At 42.8% G+C, this 17,575-nt stretch carries 17 protein-coding genes; 12 read left to right on the top strand and 5 right to left on the bottom strand.

Translation table 11 applies throughout. The features are described from left to right. Window positions 1-4: 4 nt before the first annotated feature. Together M2273_RS18035 and M2273_RS18030 are read right to left on the bottom strand one after the other, a co-directional pair. Window positions 5-889 carry a sugar phosphate isomerase/epimerase family protein gene (locus tag M2273_RS18035; RefSeq protein WP_429399149.1) on the bottom strand — a complete coding sequence of 295 codons (885 nt, stop codon included), beginning with the start codon at window positions 887-889 and terminating at the stop codon, window positions 5-7. 81 nt (window positions 890-970) lie between these two features. Further along, complete coding sequence (locus tag M2273_RS18030) at window positions 971-1,765, bottom strand: NIPSNAP family protein (protein ID WP_429399148.1); 795 nt, start codon at window positions 1,763-1,765, stop codon at window positions 971-973. A 163-nt stretch (window positions 1,766-1,928) separates the two neighbouring features. Between M2273_RS18030 and epsC the strand changes: the two genes are divergently transcribed. Both epsC and cysM read left to right on the top strand, forming a co-directional pair. Further along, the gene (epsC, locus tag M2273_RS18025) at window positions 1,929-2,759 is read left to right on the top strand and encodes a serine O-acetyltransferase EpsC (protein WP_429399147.1); all 831 of its coding nucleotides are present in this window, start codon (window positions 1,929-1,931) and stop codon (window positions 2,757-2,759) included. Between the two features lie 28 nt (window positions 2,760-2,787). Continuing rightward, on the top strand, window positions 2,788-3,660 hold the full coding sequence (gene cysM / locus M2273_RS18020) for a cysteine synthase CysM (protein WP_429399146.1): 873 nt from the start codon (window positions 2,788-2,790) through the stop codon (window positions 3,658-3,660). A gap of 1,075 nt (window positions 3,661-4,735) precedes the next feature. Here the strand turns inward: cysM and M2273_RS18015 are convergent. Both M2273_RS18015 and M2273_RS18010 read right to left on the bottom strand, forming a co-directional pair. Next, window positions 4,736-5,734: a glycoside hydrolase family 43 protein gene (locus M2273_RS18015; RefSeq protein ID WP_429399145.1), complete on the bottom strand. Its 999-nt coding sequence runs from the start codon at window positions 5,732-5,734 to the stop codon at window positions 4,736-4,738. Window positions 5,735-5,740: 6 nt separating this feature from the next. Continuing rightward, complete coding sequence (locus tag M2273_RS18010; protein WP_429399144.1) at window positions 5,741-6,964, bottom strand: DEAD/DEAH box helicase; 1,224 nt, start codon at window positions 6,962-6,964, stop codon at window positions 5,741-5,743. Window positions 6,965-7,215: 251 nt separating this feature from the next. Here M2273_RS18010 and M2273_RS18005 point away from each other — a divergent pair, with 251 nt between their 5' ends. Next, complete coding sequence (locus tag M2273_RS18005) at window positions 7,216-7,617, top strand: EthD family reductase (protein WP_429399143.1); 402 nt, start codon at window positions 7,216-7,218, stop codon at window positions 7,615-7,617. Window positions 7,618-7,708: 91 nt separating this feature from the next. Here the strand turns inward: M2273_RS18005 and M2273_RS18000 are convergent, their stop codons facing one another. Further along, entirely contained in the window at window positions 7,709-8,137 is a 429-nt protein-coding gene (locus M2273_RS18000) for a CBS domain-containing protein (RefSeq protein WP_429399142.1), read from the bottom strand. Window positions 8,138-8,417: 280 nt separating this feature from the next. Between M2273_RS18000 and M2273_RS17995 the strand changes: the two genes are divergently transcribed. The 9 genes from M2273_RS17995 (at window position 8,418) to M2273_RS17955 (ending at window position 17,498) form a co-directional block, all read left to right on the top strand. Next, window positions 8,418-9,488 carry a hypothetical protein gene (locus tag M2273_RS17995; RefSeq protein ID WP_429399141.1) on the top strand — a complete coding sequence of 357 codons (1,071 nt, stop codon included), beginning with the start codon at window positions 8,418-8,420 and terminating at the stop codon, window positions 9,486-9,488. 156 nt (window positions 9,489-9,644) lie between these two features. Continuing rightward, complete coding sequence (locus M2273_RS17990; RefSeq protein WP_429399140.1) at window positions 9,645-10,319, top strand: 3-keto-disaccharide hydrolase; 675 nt, start codon at window positions 9,645-9,647, stop codon at window positions 10,317-10,319. Between the two features lie 128 nt (window positions 10,320-10,447). Then, complete coding sequence (locus M2273_RS17985) at window positions 10,448-12,181, top strand: GMC family oxidoreductase (protein WP_429399139.1); 1,734 nt, start codon at window positions 10,448-10,450, stop codon at window positions 12,179-12,181. Between the two features lie 23 nt (window positions 12,182-12,204). Next, window positions 12,205-12,831, top strand: a complete 627-nt coding sequence (locus M2273_RS17980; protein ID WP_429399138.1) for a gluconate 2-dehydrogenase subunit 3 family protein — start codon at window positions 12,205-12,207, stop codon at window positions 12,829-12,831. Window positions 12,832-13,264: 433 nt separating this feature from the next. Further along, window positions 13,265-13,717 carry a 3-oxoacyl-ACP synthase gene (locus tag M2273_RS17975; protein ID WP_429399137.1) on the top strand — a complete coding sequence of 151 codons (453 nt, stop codon included), beginning with the start codon at window positions 13,265-13,267 and terminating at the stop codon, window positions 13,715-13,717. A 214-nt stretch (window positions 13,718-13,931) separates the two neighbouring features. After that, complete coding sequence (locus M2273_RS17970; protein WP_429399136.1) at window positions 13,932-14,318, top strand: RNA recognition motif domain-containing protein; 387 nt, start codon at window positions 13,932-13,934, stop codon at window positions 14,316-14,318. A 426-nt stretch (window positions 14,319-14,744) separates the two neighbouring features. Continuing rightward, complete coding sequence (locus M2273_RS17965) at window positions 14,745-15,389, top strand: (2Fe-2S)-binding protein (protein ID WP_429399135.1); 645 nt, start codon at window positions 14,745-14,747, stop codon at window positions 15,387-15,389. Continuing rightward, on the top strand, window positions 15,386-16,366 hold the full coding sequence (locus tag M2273_RS17960; protein WP_429399134.1) for an FAD binding domain-containing protein: 981 nt from the start codon (window positions 15,386-15,388) through the stop codon (window positions 16,364-16,366). Before M2273_RS17965 ends, M2273_RS17960 begins: the two co-directional genes overlap by 4 nt. A gap of 286 nt (window positions 16,367-16,652) precedes the next feature. Then, entirely contained in the window at window positions 16,653-17,498 is an 846-nt protein-coding gene (locus M2273_RS17955) for a dienelactone hydrolase family protein (RefSeq protein WP_429399133.1), read from the top strand. The last annotated feature ends 77 nt before the right edge of the window (window positions 17,499-17,575 follow it).

Raw genomic sequence — 17,575 nt, 5'->3', positions numbered from 1 at the left:
ATTTTTATACCAGATTCTTTTTGATGTAAGTAATACTTTGGGTAATGCTGTCAAACGGATCGCCGGGGCAAATATCCTGCTCTACAAAGAAATATTGTAACCCTGCTTTTTTCGATTGTGTGAATATCTTTTTAAAGTCGATGATCCCGTTACCTACTTCGGTAAATTTCCTTTCGGGGGTTTTATCCAGATCCTTAACATGCCAAAGCGGGAAACGACCGGGGTTTTCATTAATTAAAGCTATGGGGTCCTGGTTTGCCTTGGTTACCCAGTACAGGTCCATTTCAAATTTTACCAGGTTTTTATCGGTGTTTTGTAATATGATTTCGTACGGATATTTACCATTTTCCTGTACAAATTCAAAGTCGTGGTTGTGGTAGCAAAGTTGGATGCCTGCTTTTTTACAAGTTTCGCCCGCTTTGTTAAAATCCTCGGCAATTTTTTTATAATGATCAAGGTTACCACGCTCAGGCGTTGATAAATAGGCGCAAACCATATATTTTATACCCACCTCGGCTGCGTCGGCTACGGCTTTTTCCCAATCATTCAGGATAGTGCCTTTTTGTGATGCGCCGTTAACCAGCTCCTCACCCAGGCGATAATGCGCACTTGGCATGATCAGGCCATTTTGTTTTAACAGCGCTTTAAATGCCTTAGCATCAGAGCCATAAAACAACTGGGTGCCGGTATAGGTAGCGCCTTCAACAGAAGTGTAACCTATTTGGGCAACTTTAGCCAGCGCTGCCGCCGGATCTTTTGTCATGGCATCGCGAACCGTGTACAATTGCAGGCCTATATATTTTTTGTCGTATGCAAATAAATTAGGGGCCGCTAAAAGTCCGGCTGAAAGCAATGCCGAAGTTTTGAGAAATGAACGTCTGGTAGTCATTGATTTACTTTTAAAATTGGTTAATGTAAATATAGTGTATTATGAACACTAAAGCAAAAGACGTAATTTTAATTGAATGGTTTAAACCTGCGACCCATTAACGGGCTGTAACAATGTTGATGTAATGTGCGATACCAGCTTAGCATCGGCATAATCAGGGATACTGCTTACCTTTTTCCACTCCGGATCGCTGCCAAAGGCCTTCCAGTGCGCGGCTTTAGCATCCAGATCGTCAAAAGTGATCATATAAATCAGGTTGGGGCGATGGTCGCCGATAATGGTTTCGCCAAAAAACACGGGGTTAAAACCAAGCTTTTTAAAAATATCAATCTCGCCGGCATCATTAAACATTTCCAGTTTCTTTTTACCCGCACTTTCGGTAGCATGCTCATACCGGCGCAGCTCAAAAATCCGCGGACTTTGTTTTGGTACCTGCATTTGGGGCATGTGCGCAAAGGCTTTTAACAGCGAGCTTTCTATACGTTCATAAGCGGGTTCGGTGGCCGGCGCGGTTAAATAAGGAGCACCTTTTTCAAGATAAGCCGGGTCGAGGTTAAGTTTTTCCTGTACGTTTAAAAAATCGGTAAGACTGTTAAAAGGTATCAGGGCATAAATTTTAGTTTGGCCTTCGGGTTTAAGTTCAGTAAATACACCTATATTTTTACTGCCCAATTTATTTAGTGCCGGGATGGCAGCGTTTTTAAAATAGTCTTCAACCAGTTTTTGCTGCGTTTCGTTTTTTAAAATATAGGTACGCAACTCGTAAAACTCTGTACCTTTTTTTTCTTTTTCCGTTGCTGCCATACTGCTATGGGGTAATATACTTGCTGCGGCGCCGGTTAAAATGGATGCCTTTACAAATGATCGTCTTTTCATGATTGGTTATAATAAATTAAAGGTAACAAGATAAAATAAAGTTGCTTTTATGTATACATATTATTACAGACTAATTATCAAGGTCTTTTTACATGTAAAACACATTCTTTTCCATAAACTTGTAGTTTAAATAGTTGTTATCCAAAACAACCCATTGTAAAACATGAGCCAGGAGTTTTATCAGCAAATTTTTAACAAACAGCAAAACCTTGAAGCTGTCCCGTCTAACAAAGAAATTACTAAATGGGCGCTCCAGGTTATCCATTTACTATATCCTGAACAAACCGGGAAAGTATTTGCCGATGTTGAAGCGTTGAAAGCCGAATTTACACTGCTGGAGAATGAGCTGTTCCATATTATGGAGGTTACAAAGGCCTGTGCCGATGGTAATAATAAAAAACGGGCCAGCAGGTTTTTTGAACAGCTACCCCTGCTTTATCAAGTGCTGAACACCGACATTCAGGCTATATTTAATGGCGATCCGGCTGCCCGCAGCGAGTTTGAGGTGGTGCGTACTTATCCGGGCTTTTTTGCTATATCGTTGTATCGCCTGGCGCATAGTTTATATATGGATGATGTACCATTGATACCAAGGATACTAACCGAATACGCGCACTCAAAAACAGGTATTGATATACACCCTGCCGCCCAGATCGGCGAGTATTTTTATATTGATCATGGCACAGGGATAGTAATAGGCGAAAGTTGTAAAATTGGCAATCATGTAAAATTGTACCAGGGCGTAACCCTGGGCGCTTTAAGTGTTGACAAGAGTATGGCCAACACCAAGCGCCACCCAACGGTTGAAGATAATGTGGTCATATATTCAGGTTCTACCATATTAGGTGGCGAAACAGTTATAGGGCGTGATAGCATTATTGGCGGTAATGTGTGGCTAACCAAAAGCCTGCCGCCAAATTCAAGGGTGTATCATACGCCCAATCACCGGATATTGACAAGTTTGAGCAGGCGCCTATTTGGCAGGAAGAAATAATTTATTCATATACTATTGAAAACATATTATGGCTGGTATAATTGATATTATAGGCAACACACCACTGGTTGAAATAAAGAAGTTAAACCCTAATCCCGATGTAAAAATATACGCCAAGTTAGAGGGTAATAACCCTGGCGGCAGCGTTAAGGACCGGGCTTCGTTAAACATGATCAGAAGTGCTGTTGAGCGCGGTGATATAAAGCCTGGCACTAAACTGATTGAAGCTACCAGCGGTAACACCGGGATAGCCCTGGCCATGATAGCCCGTTTGTTTAACCTGGAAATTGAACTGGTAATGCCATCAAACTCCACCCGTGAGCGTACGCTTACCATGGAAGCTTTTGGTGCTAAAGTAACCTTGCTGGAGGGTATTGAGCAATGCCGGGATTATGCCGAAGAAAAAGGCACTACTGCCGGTTATTTTTTACTGAACCAATTTGCTAATCCTGATAATTATATGGCCCATGTGAAAACTACCGGCCCCGAAATATGGCGCGATACAGAAGGCAAAATAACCCACTTTGTAAGTGCTATGGGTACTACGGGTACTATTATGGGTTGCTCGCGGTATTTAAAAGAGCAAAATAAGGACATACAAATAGTTGGTTGCCAGCCTACCGAAGGCTCATCCATCCCCGGCATACGCCGCTGGCCCGAGGCTTATTTGCCAAAAATATTTGATGCCACCCGGGTTGACAGGGTAATGGATATATCGGAAGAAGATGCCGTCCAAATGTCGCGCAAACTGGCTAAGGTTGAGGGGATTTTTGCAGGGATGAGCAGTGGCGGCGCATTATCTGCCGCTATTAAACTGGCGCAGGAACTTAAAGAGGGCGTAATTGTTTTTGTTTGCTGCGACCGCGGCGACAGGTATTTGAGCAGTGAGTTGTTTGGGTAGTTTCAGCCTCTTTCCACGCGTCATTGCGAGGAACGAAGCAATCCCCGATAAGTAGAGAAAAAACAGAAAAACTTTTCTCCCGTCATTGCGAGGTACGAAGCAATCTCTATGCTATACAGAGCGAATAGAAAATAACCTTCCCCGCGCGTCATTGCGAGGAACGAAGCAATCTCTAAGCTATACAGAGCGAATAATGCATATCGTAGAGCGCTCAATTGCCGCTGAGGCTGTTACTTTTGTCTTGATACAAAAGTAACCAAAAGATCAAGTCAGCAGAAATGCTTCTTTACGCACGAGGCCCTTACCCTGCAAATCTGTTAGAACCACGGGCTGCTTAATTTTGCCTCCACTTCGTTCGCTCGTAGCCATCGCTTCGGCAAAATTGCTAATGCCCCTCCCAGTCACACAACCCACCATGTTCTGCCTGCTTTCGCCCGAAGCTTATCTGCTGACGGGGAGAATGGGGGTAAAGGTTGAGTGATGTTAGTGTTGGCTGTCATGTGGAGCTTGTCGAAGCATAGCGGGCAAAGGCCTCTGCACGCGAGTCTTCAACAGGCTTAGAGTAAAGGTCTTTCTTATATTCTCCTCTTGTCATCCTGAGGAACGAAGGATCTAATCGTAAACATGCATCTCGCAGATCCTTCGCTATGTTATCCACGGGCTGTTTTAGTACAATAATTAACTAATATAACTAATATGTCATTGCGAGCGTAGCGCGGCAACCGACCATAGGGAGCTCATTAATGCAATTAAAAACAAACACAACATTAATAATCTCATAGGACAAGTAATGAACTTTGCTTGTGTAGCCTGCATGATAAGATTGCTGCGCTCATAATGACAACATATTATATGAATCAGTTTAAAGCTACCCATGACGTGTTTGTTTTTAGTTTCCCTCTTGAGAGGGGGCGCGTAGGAATCGAGGGTGGCAGGGGTATGTTTATATGCGCGATGAAAAGGACACACCCCTCCACCCCTCTCAAGAGGGAAATCGCACAGCCCTCCGCTTTATACGTCATTTATCCTTTAGGTACTGCTGGTTTTGATAACTCAGGATGACAAATCTTTTTCCCTACTTCAACAACCTTGCTGCTACCCCCTCATTAGTGATCTTAACCGGCTTGATATTGCCATCGGCATCAAAGTACATTTTATCAATACACATTACGCGGTGGTTAGCATTGGTTTCGGTTAGTGGCCGGCGGTGGTATACAATATACCATTCATCCGTACCCGGTACATTGATCACGGAGTGATGGCCCGCACCGGTGGCAATGCTGGCATCCTGTTTCAGGATGGTGCCAATGCGCTTAAACGGCCCGAATGGTGTATCGCCAATGGCATAGGCTACGCGGTAGTCGGGACCGGTCCAGCCGCCCTCGCTCCACATAAAATAATATTTGCCATTGCGTTTAAACATTACCGGTCCTTCCACATAGCCTTCGGGGGTTATCTTTTTATAGGTTACACCATCCTCAAATGGTACAACGCCGGTAAAGTTATTCTTTAGTTTTACAATATTGCATTGCCCCCAGCCGCCGTATATCATGTAATACTGACCGTCATCGTCTTTAAAAACAAACTGATCAATGGGCTGGGCTTTGTTAATGATCTGGTCAATAAGCGGTTTGCCCAGGTAATCTTTAAACGGACCGCCGGGATTATCACTTACCGCGACGCCTATACCGCCTTTTTCATTATTATTCTGGATGTCATTGGCTCCGAAGAACAAGTAATACTTGCCGTCTTTTTCGGTAACTGCTGGTGCCCATAAGGCCCGCTTTACCCATTTAACGCCGCTTGTATCAACAATATGGCTGTGTTTGGTCCAATGCACCAGATCGGGCGATGAAAAGGCATCCATAAATACCTGCTCATTGTATTTGGCAGAGTATGTTGGATATAACCAATATTGTTTATGGAATATTTTAGCTTCCGGATCGGCGTACCATCCTTCAACAACCGGGTTACCTGATGTTTTTTTGTCCTGCGCAAAAGCATTAACGGAGGGTGCAGCAAGCGCGGCACCCAATATCACCTTTAAAAGCAGCTTTTTAGTGATGCCCTTCATTTGTTATTAAGTTGTTCTTTTGGGTTTCTTTTTGTTAAAGCGCCTGTTGGGCTTATTTTTAGCATCGGTGCGGTCATGCTGCTGAACGGGGTGTGGCTGTATAGAGGCCAGCTCATCAGGCAAACCTACCAGGCGGATAGGTTTTTCAATCAGTTGCTCAATATTTTTAAGCTTACGCTCGTCACGATGATTAACAAAGGTTATGGCTGTACCGGTAGTTGCGGCGCGTGCTGTACGGCCAATGCGGTGAATATAATCTTCCGGATCGCCCGGAACATCATAATTGATAACCAGGTCTATCCCCTCCACATCAATACCGCGCGACAGGGCATCGGTACCAATAATAACGGGTAGTTGTTTGTTTTTAAATTTCAGCAATATCTCTTCCCGCTCCTTTTGCTCCAGATCGGAGTGAAAAGCGTTGGCATTAATTTTTATGGCCTTAAGCTCTTTGTATAATGATTTTACGATCTCTTTTCTCGATGCAAAAATAATAGTGCTCGCATAGGCCGAATCGCGCAGGATAAGCTGCAATAAAGGTGTTTTTTGTTGGTCGTGCAGGCGATAGATCTGCTGATCAATACCTACAGCAGGTTGCGAAATGGCAATATTGATCTGTTGCGGTTCTTTCAGAATGGCTTTGGCCAGCGAGCGGATACGCCCTGGCATGGTTGCCGAAAACAACAGCGTTTGCCTGGTTTTAGGCAGGTAGCTGATGATCTTCATAATATCGTCAGAGAAACCCATGTCAAGCATGCGGTCGGCCTCGTCCAATATCAGGTGGGTTAAGTGGTTAAGCTTTAACACGCCCGATGTAAGGTGGGCTATTAACCGGCCTGGTGTGGCAATTATAATATTTACATTATTCTGGATACCCCTGCGTTGCTGCTCGTAAGCCATGCCGTCGCCCCCGCCAAATACAGCTAAAGAGCTTACGCCTGTAAAATAGGCTAATCCCTCAACCTGCTGGTCAATTTGCTGGGCCAGTTCACGGGTTGGCGCTAAAACAAGCGCACTTGTATGGTGTTTAGGTGTACCGCTGATATGGTTTAAAACCGGCAGTAAATAAGCTCCTGTTTTACCGGTGCCGGTTTGCGCGCAGGCAATAAGATCCTGTCCTTTTAAAACAACCGGGATGGCCATTTCCTGTATAGGCGTAGGAGTGGTAAACCCCATACTTTGTATGCCTTCGAATAATTGTTCGTTGAAATTAAAATCCTGAAACGTCACTATATGTTGCTGGTAAATTATGCAAGGTATGAAAATTTGTTGTTTAAATAGCAATTAAACAGGATAGTAGGTGTGGAAGCGGTTACGCGCCCTAACATCGCTACGTTTGTCTTCCCTCTTTTCGGCTTCGCCGGGAAGAGGGCGCTCTGCTTGCACGCGTTGCAAACGAGCGCAAGCCGTTGGTTATAAGCCTCTAAAAATCGGGATAACATTTTTTTGCTATCTTTAATTTAACCTTAAAACGTATAAAAATGAAAACAAAAACTATTTTGCTCCTCTTATTTTTCGGACTTTCTTTAAGTTGCCTGCAAGCTCAAACAAAAGATGTTCCCCAGGTAAAAAAGGGCATGTTCAAAGTAACCGTCCTTTACCCAAATGGAGAGGGAAAAACATTTGACATGGACTATTATACCCAGAAACATATGCCCCTGATGGCGAAGTTTTTTAACCTGAAAATTTACGCTATTGATAAAGGAATATCAGGCAGAGCGATTAATGAGCCTGCTCCGTTTCTGGCAATTGGTTATTTGTATTTTGACAAGCTTTCTGATTACGAGAACGCCCGTGCACTGCATGCGGATGAAATCAAAGCTGATTTTCCTAAGTACACCAATACCACCCCACTTATTCAGATCAGCGAAGTGATTCAATGACATTCCCAAAACGATGGATAATAGAGACTAACGCCTTGTGTTTTAATAGCACAGGGCGTTTGTCTGTTTTACATCCTGGAAATAATTGATACTAAGAATGTATATAACTCTTCAAATGCTCAATGGTTTCTAACTGTGAAAGTATGGTTTCAGTAACCAGGTCATTGATAGATATGATGCCGCTTAAGCTATCATCAATAAATACAGGCAAATAGCGGATGTTGTTTTCGCTCATGATCTGCATACAGGTTTCAATTGTGTTTTGGGGGATTATACGTGGCAGCCCGGTGCTCATGATCTCCCTTACAAGGGTTTCATGCGATGATTTTCCTTTCAGGATAACCTTCCTGGCGTAATCCCTTTCGGTAAGCAGGCCAACATATTCATCGTCTTCCATAACTACTACCGAGCCGATGTTTTTATCGGCCATTAATTTTAATGCATCTAAAACAGACGTATCAGCATCAATGGTAATTACGTTAACGCCTTTGCGCGCAAGGATATTTGAAACTTTTATCATGATACATAGGTTAAATTGGAGGATTGGCTTTGATCAAATATAACAAAACAGAATTAAAAACCAAACGCTGCGTAAACTATAAATATCAACAATACAGCCGTTTAATATTTTTGCACCCCGCTAAAAACTTAAATTGACCCTGATAGCTTTTACGTTTGCTTGACACGGAATATGCCACTTAAAAAAGAATAATATCTAATATTGCCAGCGCAATTGTTAACAGTATTTTAACATAATTAGTGTTAACAGCAATTGATTTTAATTCATTTATACCGGTCGAATGATCCGCATCAAATTGGTCCCCGTTTTATCCCTTAAAGCAGTGTTAAAGAACGCTGTCCCTTATATAAAATTTACTGCTGCTTTAAACCTAATTTTCTGCATGTTTTGCCTCGCTTTGCCTGGCGAATTAATGGCCCGCAGTATAACACCAAAACAATCCTATACGGCAGCTGCCGATACCCTTGCTGATTCAGTGCTACTCAAAAAGCGTCTGATCAACAATGCATTTGATGATATTTTTATGCAAAACCTAAGGGTATCAGAGGGAGGTAATGATTATTTTAACAAGGTAAAAACCCAGCTAACGGCCGATTTGGCTCCTAACTTTGTTTTGTTCAGCACGCCCAAGTCCCGCTTTTTTGCTGTATTTACGGCAAGGGTTAAACTGCGTTTGCTGGCTACAAGGGGTGCGCCGGTAAAGTCGCCAAGTTTTATGCCGGGTGCAACGGTGTTTTACAGGTTAAATGAAGATACCTACAACCCTAAATTCCTGTCGTTTGGGTACTCGCACCACTCTAATGGCGTAAGGGGGCCATCTTTAAACCCCGATGGCAGCTTTAACCGCGATAGCGGAAAATTTACCACCAACTTTTACACACTAACTTATTATACAGGGAAACGTATCGACAAAGAGGGTCTCATTATTAACCGGTATGATAACCTTGCTCTTGAAGTACACGCCGGCTTATTTGGCCTTGGCGTATCTGAAGGGCTAAAAGACCATTATGGTTTTATAAGGGTTAATGGCAGCCGCATGTATAATTTTGCCAAAGCGTATGATGATCCGTTAGAAAAAGGTAAAAAAAACTACAAAAACTGGCAGCGCATCAGGTTCGATTTTGCCTACATTGCCGATAAGTATGATAATTACTCGGCCATAGATCTTAAAAAACGACTTAACGTAAGCCTCAGGTATTATTATCAGTTCCCTTTTATGCCAGGTGCTGCCCTGATGTTTGGTGGTGGCTACCGCGGACAGGATGATTATAACCAATTTTTTGAGGATAGCTATGGTTATATAACCATAGGTTTGGCATCGAGCCTGTCGTTTGATTTTCATAAACATTAAGCCCAAAAAGCACCATAATTTTATATAACCACATTTTTACATTGCTCGCCATAGCTATTTGTAATTTATTTTTCATATAATCGTTTTAGCATTGAAAAAAAGCGGATATATTTAACCCAACCTAATGGTTATATCTTAACTAATTCTAAAAAATTTATGATGAAAAAGATCTTTTTGGGCCTTCTGGCTGTCCCTGCCCTGCATTTTGCGGTATCGGCACAAACCAAAGGCTACCAGTCGTTATTTGACGGTAAAACAACTACCGGCTGGCACACCTATTTAAAAACCGGAGCCGGAGCATGGAAAGTTGTTGACGGTGCATTACAGCTTGACCCCAATGCCGAAGGACAAGGCGACCTGGTTACCGACAATGAATACGAAAATTACGAATTGAAAATTGATTGGAAAATTTCTAACACCGGTAACAGCGGGATCATTTTTGGCGTTCATGAAGATCCTAAATTTAAGGAAACCTATGAAACAGGTGTTGAAATGCAGGTGCTTGATAATAAAAATGCCACTGATAACAAAAAAGCCAACCATCTTGCAGGTTCCTTATATGATATGAAAGCCCCTTCGGCAGATGTTGCAAAGCCGGCCGGTGAGTGGAATTCAGTAGTATTGCGTAAAAAAGATGGCCATCTTACATTTTGGTTAAACGGCACCAAGATCGTTGAAACAGAGATGGGCGGCAGCGAATGGAAAGAAATGCTAAATAACAGCAAGTTTAAAACCTGGACAGATTTTGCAAAATACCCTAAGGGCCATATTGCACTGCAGGATCATAACCATGAGGTAGCATTCCGCAACATTTCTATTAAGCAACTATAATAATTTTAAACATTAATATGTTTAACGCATAGGGTTAAATATATTTATACCATAAAACTAAATTAATGCAGATGCATTACATTGCGTAGGCATTTTCTTCTCCTTACAGAAGATACATTTAATATCATATGAGCGATCTACAAATCAAAAAATCCACAACTACTTACGACGTAGTAATTGTTGGATCAGGTGCCGGTGGTGGTATGGCTGGTTATGTTTTAGCCAATGCCGGTGTAAAAGTGTTAATGCTGGAGGCGGGTGCATACTTTGATCCGGCTAAAGATTCACAGCAATTAAAATGGCCATGGGAATCACCGCGCCGCGGTGCGGGAACTACCCGCCCATTTGGCGATTTTGACGCCGCTTATGGCGGCTGGGAATTGGACGGTGAGCCTTATACCACCAAAGATAAAACCGAGTTTTTCTGGTTCCGCTCACGTATGCTGGGCGGCCGTACTAATCACTGGGGGCGTATTTCACTGCGTATGGGGCCGCATGATTTTAAGAGCAGGGATGGCCTTACCGACGATTGGCCAATAACCTATGATGACGTGAAACCATATTATGATAAGGTTGACCGTTTAATTGGTGTTTATGGCTCAAAAGAAGGTTTGGAGAATGAGCCCGATGGTATCTTTTTGCCTCCGCCAAAACCAAGGCTTAATGAGCTTTATATTGTTAAGGGCGCCAGAAAGGCGGGTGTGAAAATTATACCTGGTCGTGGCGCGGTTTTGACCGAAGCTTTGCCTAACAACAAAGATCGCGGCGCCTGTTTCTTTTGTGGCCAGTGCGGTCGCAGCTGTAAAATTTATGGCGATTTCTCGGCATCATCATGTTTGGTAATACCTGCTATTAAAACAGGCAACTTAAAGGTAATCACCAATGCCATGGTTAGGGAAGTGATCACCAATAAAGAAGGTTTGGCTACCGGTGTATCATACATTAATAAAGACGATATGCAGGAGTACCAGGTAAATGCCAAAACGGTAATACTTGGTGCCAGCGCGGGCGAATCAGCAAGGATCTTGCTTAACTCAAAATCGGCAGAACATCCAGGCGGATTGGCTAACAGCAGTGGTGTTGTAGGCCGGTACCTGCATGACTCAACCGGATCAAGCGCGGGTGGTTTCCTTCCGCAATTACTTGACCGTAAGCGGTACAATGAAGATGGTGCAGGCAGCGTACACATCTACTCGCCATGGTGGCTTGATAATAAAAAACTCGACTTTCCGCGTGGTTACCATATTGAATATGGCGGCGGTTTACATATGCCTTCTTATGGCTTTGGCCACGGGATTCAAAATATGAATGGCATGGTGCCGGATCGCGATGGAAAAACAAAAGAAGCCGGCGGTTATGGCGCGTCGTTAAAAGATGATTACCGTCGTTTTTACGGTACCCAGTTTGGTATGGCCGGTCGTGGTACTGCCATTGCCCGTTATGATAACTATTGCGAAATAGATCCCAACGTGGTTGATAAATATGGTATCCCGGTATTACGTTTCCACTATAAATGGGCTGATGACGAGATAAAACAAGCCAAGCACATGCAGGAAACTTTCCAGGAAATTATGCATAATATGGGCGCGATTTACGGTGGTCCGCAAGGCCCTGAAACCAATTACGGTTTGGAAGCTCCCGGAAAGATCATCCACGAAGTGGGTACCATCCGCATGGGCGACGATCCTAAAAAATCGGCCTTAAATAAATGGTGCCAGGCGCATGACTGTAAAAATCTTTTTGTAGTCGATGCCGCTCCGTTTGTTCAGCAGGGCGATAAAAATGCTACCTGGACAATCCTGGCCATGTCTATGCGTACCGCGGAATATATTTTACAGGAAAGAAAAAAATTAAACGTTTAACAAGCCACCTATAGCAATTTATTATGAACAGACGTGACTCCCTTAAAGCATTAGGCTTAAGCACACTTTCAGCAGGATTATTACTGGAAGCCTGTAAAACCGACAATAAAAAAGCAGCCGAAGAAGCTGTACCGACCACCGGAGCAGAAGCCGGACGCCAGCCCTTTGAAGTTGAGCGGGATAAAAAACTAAATGCAGACAAGTTTTTTACAGCAGCCGAAATGGCTACAATAACCCTGCTTGCTGATATTATTATCCCTAAGGACGAAAAATCAGGCAGCGCATCAGACGCTAAAGTGCCCGATTTTATTGAATTTATTGTAAAAGACATACCCGACCATCAAACCCCAATGCGGGGAGGTTTACGCTGGCTGGATATGCAATGCTTAAATCGTTTTGGTAAAACTTTTACCGATAGCTCCAAAGCCCAGCAGATAGAACTGGTAGACATGATAGCCTATCCTAAAAAAGCCAAACCTGAAATGGCTCAAGGCGTTGCTTTTTTTAACCGCATGCGCGATTTAACCGCTTCGGGCTTTTTCACCAGCGAAATAGGTGTTAAAGATGTTGGCTATGCCGGTAATGCTCCAAACAAGTGGACAGGTGTACCTGCCGATGTGTTGAAGCATTATGGCATGGAAAATGTATAAGTAATTGTATCCATATGTTTTTAACGCGTCTGCGGGGTTAAACCAGCAGGCGCGTTTGTTTTTTTATATCTATCTAAACGGATATTTTGTTAATTTAAAAAATGTATTGAGCGTAATACAAGGCGTAAAGTCCTGATAATTAACTAAAAAGAAATCAAAATTAACCGAATTATCATTATTTTGTCAATTAGTGACATGTTCGTATACCAATTTGCCCATTTTTAACGTTTATCTACTTTGTAGGTTCACACCTGCAAATAGTGATAAGGTTTAGGTTTAAAGCCCCCAAGCAGCGAGTGCAAGGGGGCTTTTATTTTAAGTCGGATTTACAGTGCACCGCTCTTCACATAAAAATGCTTTATTTTGCTGCTTGAATACTTAAAAAGCTGTCCGTTGGTTAAGCTTTATTTGGTATTGATTTTAAAACCCGCAAATGAGCGATCTGAAGAAAGAATTGTATGCCCAGTGTGTAAGTTATGTGCGTAAAAGCATGGATGCTGCTGAATTAGGTATAAAAGAGGCGCAAAAAGCATCAAATGATGATACCAAAAGCAGCGCAGGCGATAAGTATGAAACGGGCCGCGCCATGATGCAGCAGGAAACCAACCGCAATCTGGCCCAACTTAATGAAGCCAATAAACTCATGGTAGCCCTTAACAGGATCAGTGTTGCCGGCACAGCCACCAAAGCCGAAACAGGCAGTGTGATCATTACTAATAATGGAAATTTTTATCTGGCTATCAGCGCGGGCAGCTTAATGGTTGATGGTAAAACCTATTTCGCGGTTTCTCCGGGCTCGCCGGTGGGTTTGATGCTGGCTGGTAAAGCAATTGGGGAAAATTTTACCCTTAATGGGAAGCTGTACATCATTGAATTGGTAAATTAAATTGATTTTTCCCGGTTTTTGTAACCAAATCAAGCGCGCTTTGTAACAATAATCAACATTATTTTGTTTTAATTAAAGGTTGTTTTAACTAATAAAAAAAATAAAAATGTTCATTCACAAATTCTTGCAGTAATCATCGAATATCTATTACTATATTTGATGTTAACAAAAGATGGCAAGTAAACTAATCTTGCTCATTATAAATTAAAGATTGATGAACATATTCGTAGGAAGCCTTCCTTTTCAATTAGAGGAAGCCGATTTAAAAGAGCTTTTTGAAGCGTATGGTGAAGTAAGCACCGTAAAACTAATTATTGACAGAGAATCTGGAAGAAGCAAAGGTTTCGGATTTGTTGAAATGCCTGATGATGAAGCTGCTCAGTCTGCCATTACCGGCTTAAACGGCTCTGAAGTTAAAGGCAGATCGATAGCGGTAAGCCAGGCAGAAGAAAAGAAACCGAATGATCGCAGAGGCGGTGGTGGTGGTTATGGTGGCAACCGTGGCGGCGGTGGCGGCTATGGCGGCGGTAACCGTAGCGGTGGTGGCGGCGGCTACTCAAAAGATAATAACAGAGGTGGCGGCGGTGGTGGCCGTTGGTAAAATATAAACTAAAATAAAACACCGGCTAAGTATTGCCCGGTGTTTTATTTTTAATTATAGATCCTATTATCGGTTTTTCGGGGCATTACCAACGGCGGGTTTTTTACCGGCAGGGCTGTGCCTTATCAAAAAAAATCGAATTGCTTTATTTAATTTGTTTATTGATTTCTGTAGCAAATCACTTTAAACATATACCTTCTCCCTTGTTTTAACAAACATTCATGTTGCCGGTTTCTTGCTGGTTCAACTTACTATCGGGCAGTTCTTGCCTGATATTGCCCTCATTCTTAATCTGGTTTCTGATTAACACACTTTCCATACATTTATTTGACTGCATAGTTTGCCATTGGCATTGTAAAACATTGTTTACGTATTATCCTTTTTAATAAAAATCCCTAACTTAACATCATATTAAGCCTATTATTTATGGAAAATGAAAAAACCTGTACCGGGCCCGAAAATGAGCTGGATGTAAAGGATAGCTCACGGAGGAATTTCCTTAAACAATCGTCATTGCTAACTGCGGTGGCCCTTACACCGGGAGCGGCGGTAAAGGCGGCCGCTATGCATGTTGATGAGAAGATAGCGGCAGTTTTTGAAAAAATGCCTTTAAAAATGGAGGTGAACGGCAAACAACAAAATCTTTCGGTTGAACCCCGGTCGACGCTGCTGGATATACTGCGTGAACAGCTCGATCTAACGGGTACTAAAAAGGGCTGTGACTATGGGCAATGCGGCGCCTGTACCGTGCATGTGGATGGCATCCGGGTAAATTCCTGTTTAACATTGGGGGTTATGATGAATGGTAAAAAGATCACCACCATTGAAGGTTTAGCCAAAGGTGACAAGTTACACCCCATGCAGGAGGCTTTTATAAAACACGATGGTTTTCAATGCGGTTACTGTACCCCCGGCCAGATCATGTCGGCAGTGGCCTGTATACGCGAAGGTCATGCCGGTTCAGAAACCGAGATAAGAGAATATATGAGTGGTAATATTTGTCGTTGCGGGGCCTACCCCAATATAGTGAACGCTATACAGGAAGTAAAAGATGGAGGACAAACCGTATGAAACAGTTCCAATATGTTCGTGCGGCCACACAGCAAGCCGTACTTGACGTAATAAACAAACCCGGTACAAAAATAATAGCAGGCGGCACCAACCTGGTCGATCTGATGAAACGCGGGGTAACTGCACCCGATAAGCTGGTTGATATAAACCATTTGCCGCTTAAAAGTATAACAGCAACCAAAAACGGATTACATATAGGGGCATTGGCCCTGAACAGTGTGGTATCAGAAAACAAATTGGTTGCCGATAAACATCCGCTTTTGGCCATGGCGCTTAAAGCGGGCGCATCGCCGCAATTGCGTAACATGGCTACCGTAGGTGGTAACATGATGCAACGCACCCGTTGCACTTATTTTTATGATACTGCCATGCCTTGCAATAAGCGCGTTCCGGGTTCTGGTTGCGGAGCATATGAAGGCGTAAACCGGATGCATGCCATATTTGGTACCAGTACGCAATGTATAGCTGTACACCCCAGTGATATGTGCGTTGGCCTTGCCGCGCTGGATGGCGTGGTGATAATTGCGGGTAAAAAAGGTGAGCGCCGTTTACCTTTTACTGAATTTCATCGCTTGCCTGGCGACCATCCCGAAACAGATAACCACCTTGCTCCCGACGAGATGATTGTAGCTGTGGAAATACCAGATAACAACTTTGCCAAAAACAGCTATTACCTAAAGGTGCGCGACAGGCAATCGTACGCGTTTGCACTGGTATCTGTTGCCGCGGCTTTAGATATTGAAAATGGCATTATACGACATGCCCGCCTGGCAATGGGCGGTGTAGCGCATAAACCATGGCGCTTGTTTGATGCCGAAAAATCGCTCATTGGCAAACGGGTATCTGAAGAGAGCTTTCAGCAGGCGGCACAGCTAGCCATGCAGGGAGCTAAAGGTTTCGGCTACAATTCGTTTAAATTAAAATTAGCCCCGGCCAGTATTACCGAAGCATTAAAACATGCATCGGGCTTAGTTTAGTGCCATAAGTTTGTCTGAACCACGATTAAACGGATTAAAGGATTGCCAGGATTTTATAACTGGGGACAAGGAAATAAAAAAATACCGGTCATCCTGAACTTGTTTCAGGATCCCTCCGGACAGTTATTTAAAACTTCGTAAATCTTTAATCATATCCGATAGATAATACCATTTGATAAGTAAAGTTCTCGTCTGAAAAGTTTATTCTCTTACATCGGCAACTCCAATTGCGGTAAAATCGTAATTATGATATAATGCTCAATTTATCAACTCAAAAGATCAATCCATGAAAAAACTTATTCTCTTTACACTATTTATTTGCCTTGGTGCTTTTGCTTTTGGTCAGCGCAAGGTGGTTTGCTGCAGTAAACCGTCGGCAACAAGGCAATTTGCCATGCTGGCATCCAGTCCTACATTTCGTATGGCGCATAAAAATCCGCTGCCTGTCCGTTTTCAAAGTGCCGTTGGCACTTCTATAACCTATAAAACTGCCGATGGCAAGGAGTCAATAGCCTGGCTGCTTAAAGCTAAAAAAGCAACCAATAATTATATCCTGGTTATACATGAATGGTGGGGACTAAATGATTTTGTAAAGCGCGAATCAGAAAAAATATATAACGATCTGGACAATGTAAATATAATTGACCTTGACCTTTATGATGGTAAAGTAGCTACTACCCGTGAGGATGCCGGCAAATTTATGCAGGCAGTAAGTGAAGACCGAGCAAAAGCCATTATAAACGGTGCAATTGCTTATACCGGCGCTAATGCACATATTGCTACTATTGGCTGGTGTTTTGGTGGTGGTTGGAGTTTGCAAACCAGCATACTGGCCGGTAAAAAAGCGGTTGGCTGCGTAATGTATTATGGCATGCCCGAGCAGGATGTTAACCGTTTAAAAACATTAAATGCCGATGTGTTAGGAAATTTTGCCAATAAAGATCAGTGGATAAACCCAAAGGTTGTTGCCAAGTTTGATGCTGATATGAAAAAGGCCGGTAAAAAAGTTTACCTGCATCAATATGATGCTGATCACGGCTTTGCCAACCCAAGCAACCCTATTTATGATAGCAATGCAACCAAAGATGCTTACGCCAACACAATTACTTTTTTAAAAGCACGTTTAAAATAAACAAAACGCATTTATGTTATGTTATACCGGGCAGATTAATCCCTGCCCGGTTTTTTTGTAACATTGCATAAAATTTA

This window comes from Mucilaginibacter lappiensis (genome assembly GCF_050433765.1).
Classification (GTDB): Bacteria; Bacteroidota; Bacteroidia; order Sphingobacteriales; family Sphingobacteriaceae; genus Mucilaginibacter; species Mucilaginibacter lappiensis_A.
The sequence above is the reverse complement of the archived record's forward strand: the minus strand, read 5'-3'. Positions and strand labels throughout refer to the sequence as shown.

Coding starts and splice junctions, on each gene's coding strand:
- M2273_RS17960 (WP_429399134.1), top strand. CDS start 15,386: ATGAAACAGTTCCAATATGTTCGTGCGGCCACACAGCAAGCCGTACTT.
- M2273_RS17965 (WP_429399135.1), top strand. CDS start 14,745: ATGGAAAATGAAAAAACCTGTACCGGGCCCGAAAATGAGCTGGATGTA.
- M2273_RS17955 (WP_429399133.1), top strand. CDS start 16,653: ATGAAAAAACTTATTCTCTTTACACTATTTATTTGCCTTGGTGCTTTT.
- M2273_RS18030 (WP_429399148.1), bottom strand. CDS start 1,765: ATGAAAAGACGATCATTTGTAAAGGCATCCATTTTAACCGGCGCCGCA.
- M2273_RS18035 (WP_429399149.1), bottom strand. CDS start 889: ATGACTACCAGACGTTCATTTCTCAAAACTTCGGCATTGCTTTCAGCC.
- M2273_RS17990 (WP_429399140.1), top strand. CDS start 9,645: ATGATGAAAAAGATCTTTTTGGGCCTTCTGGCTGTCCCTGCCCTGCAT.
- M2273_RS17985 (WP_429399139.1), top strand. CDS start 10,448: ATGAGCGATCTACAAATCAAAAAATCCACAACTACTTACGACGTAGTA.
- M2273_RS18005 (WP_429399143.1), top strand. CDS start 7,216: ATGAAAACAAAAACTATTTTGCTCCTCTTATTTTTCGGACTTTCTTTA.
- M2273_RS17970 (WP_429399136.1), top strand. CDS start 13,932: ATGAACATATTCGTAGGAAGCCTTCCTTTTCAATTAGAGGAAGCCGAT.
- M2273_RS18015 (WP_429399145.1), bottom strand. CDS start 5,734: ATGAAGGGCATCACTAAAAAGCTGCTTTTAAAGGTGATATTGGGTGCC.
- M2273_RS18000 (WP_429399142.1), bottom strand. CDS start 8,137: ATGATAAAAGTTTCAAATATCCTTGCGCGCAAAGGCGTTAACGTAATT.
- M2273_RS17975 (WP_429399137.1), top strand. CDS start 13,265: ATGAGCGATCTGAAGAAAGAATTGTATGCCCAGTGTGTAAGTTATGTG.
- cysM (WP_429399146.1), top strand. CDS start 2,788: ATGGCTGGTATAATTGATATTATAGGCAACACACCACTGGTTGAAATA.
- M2273_RS17980 (WP_429399138.1), top strand. CDS start 12,205: ATGAACAGACGTGACTCCCTTAAAGCATTAGGCTTAAGCACACTTTCA.
- M2273_RS17995 (WP_429399141.1), top strand. CDS start 8,418: ATGATCCGCATCAAATTGGTCCCCGTTTTATCCCTTAAAGCAGTGTTA.
- epsC (WP_429399147.1), top strand. CDS start 1,929: ATGAGCCAGGAGTTTTATCAGCAAATTTTTAACAAACAGCAAAACCTT.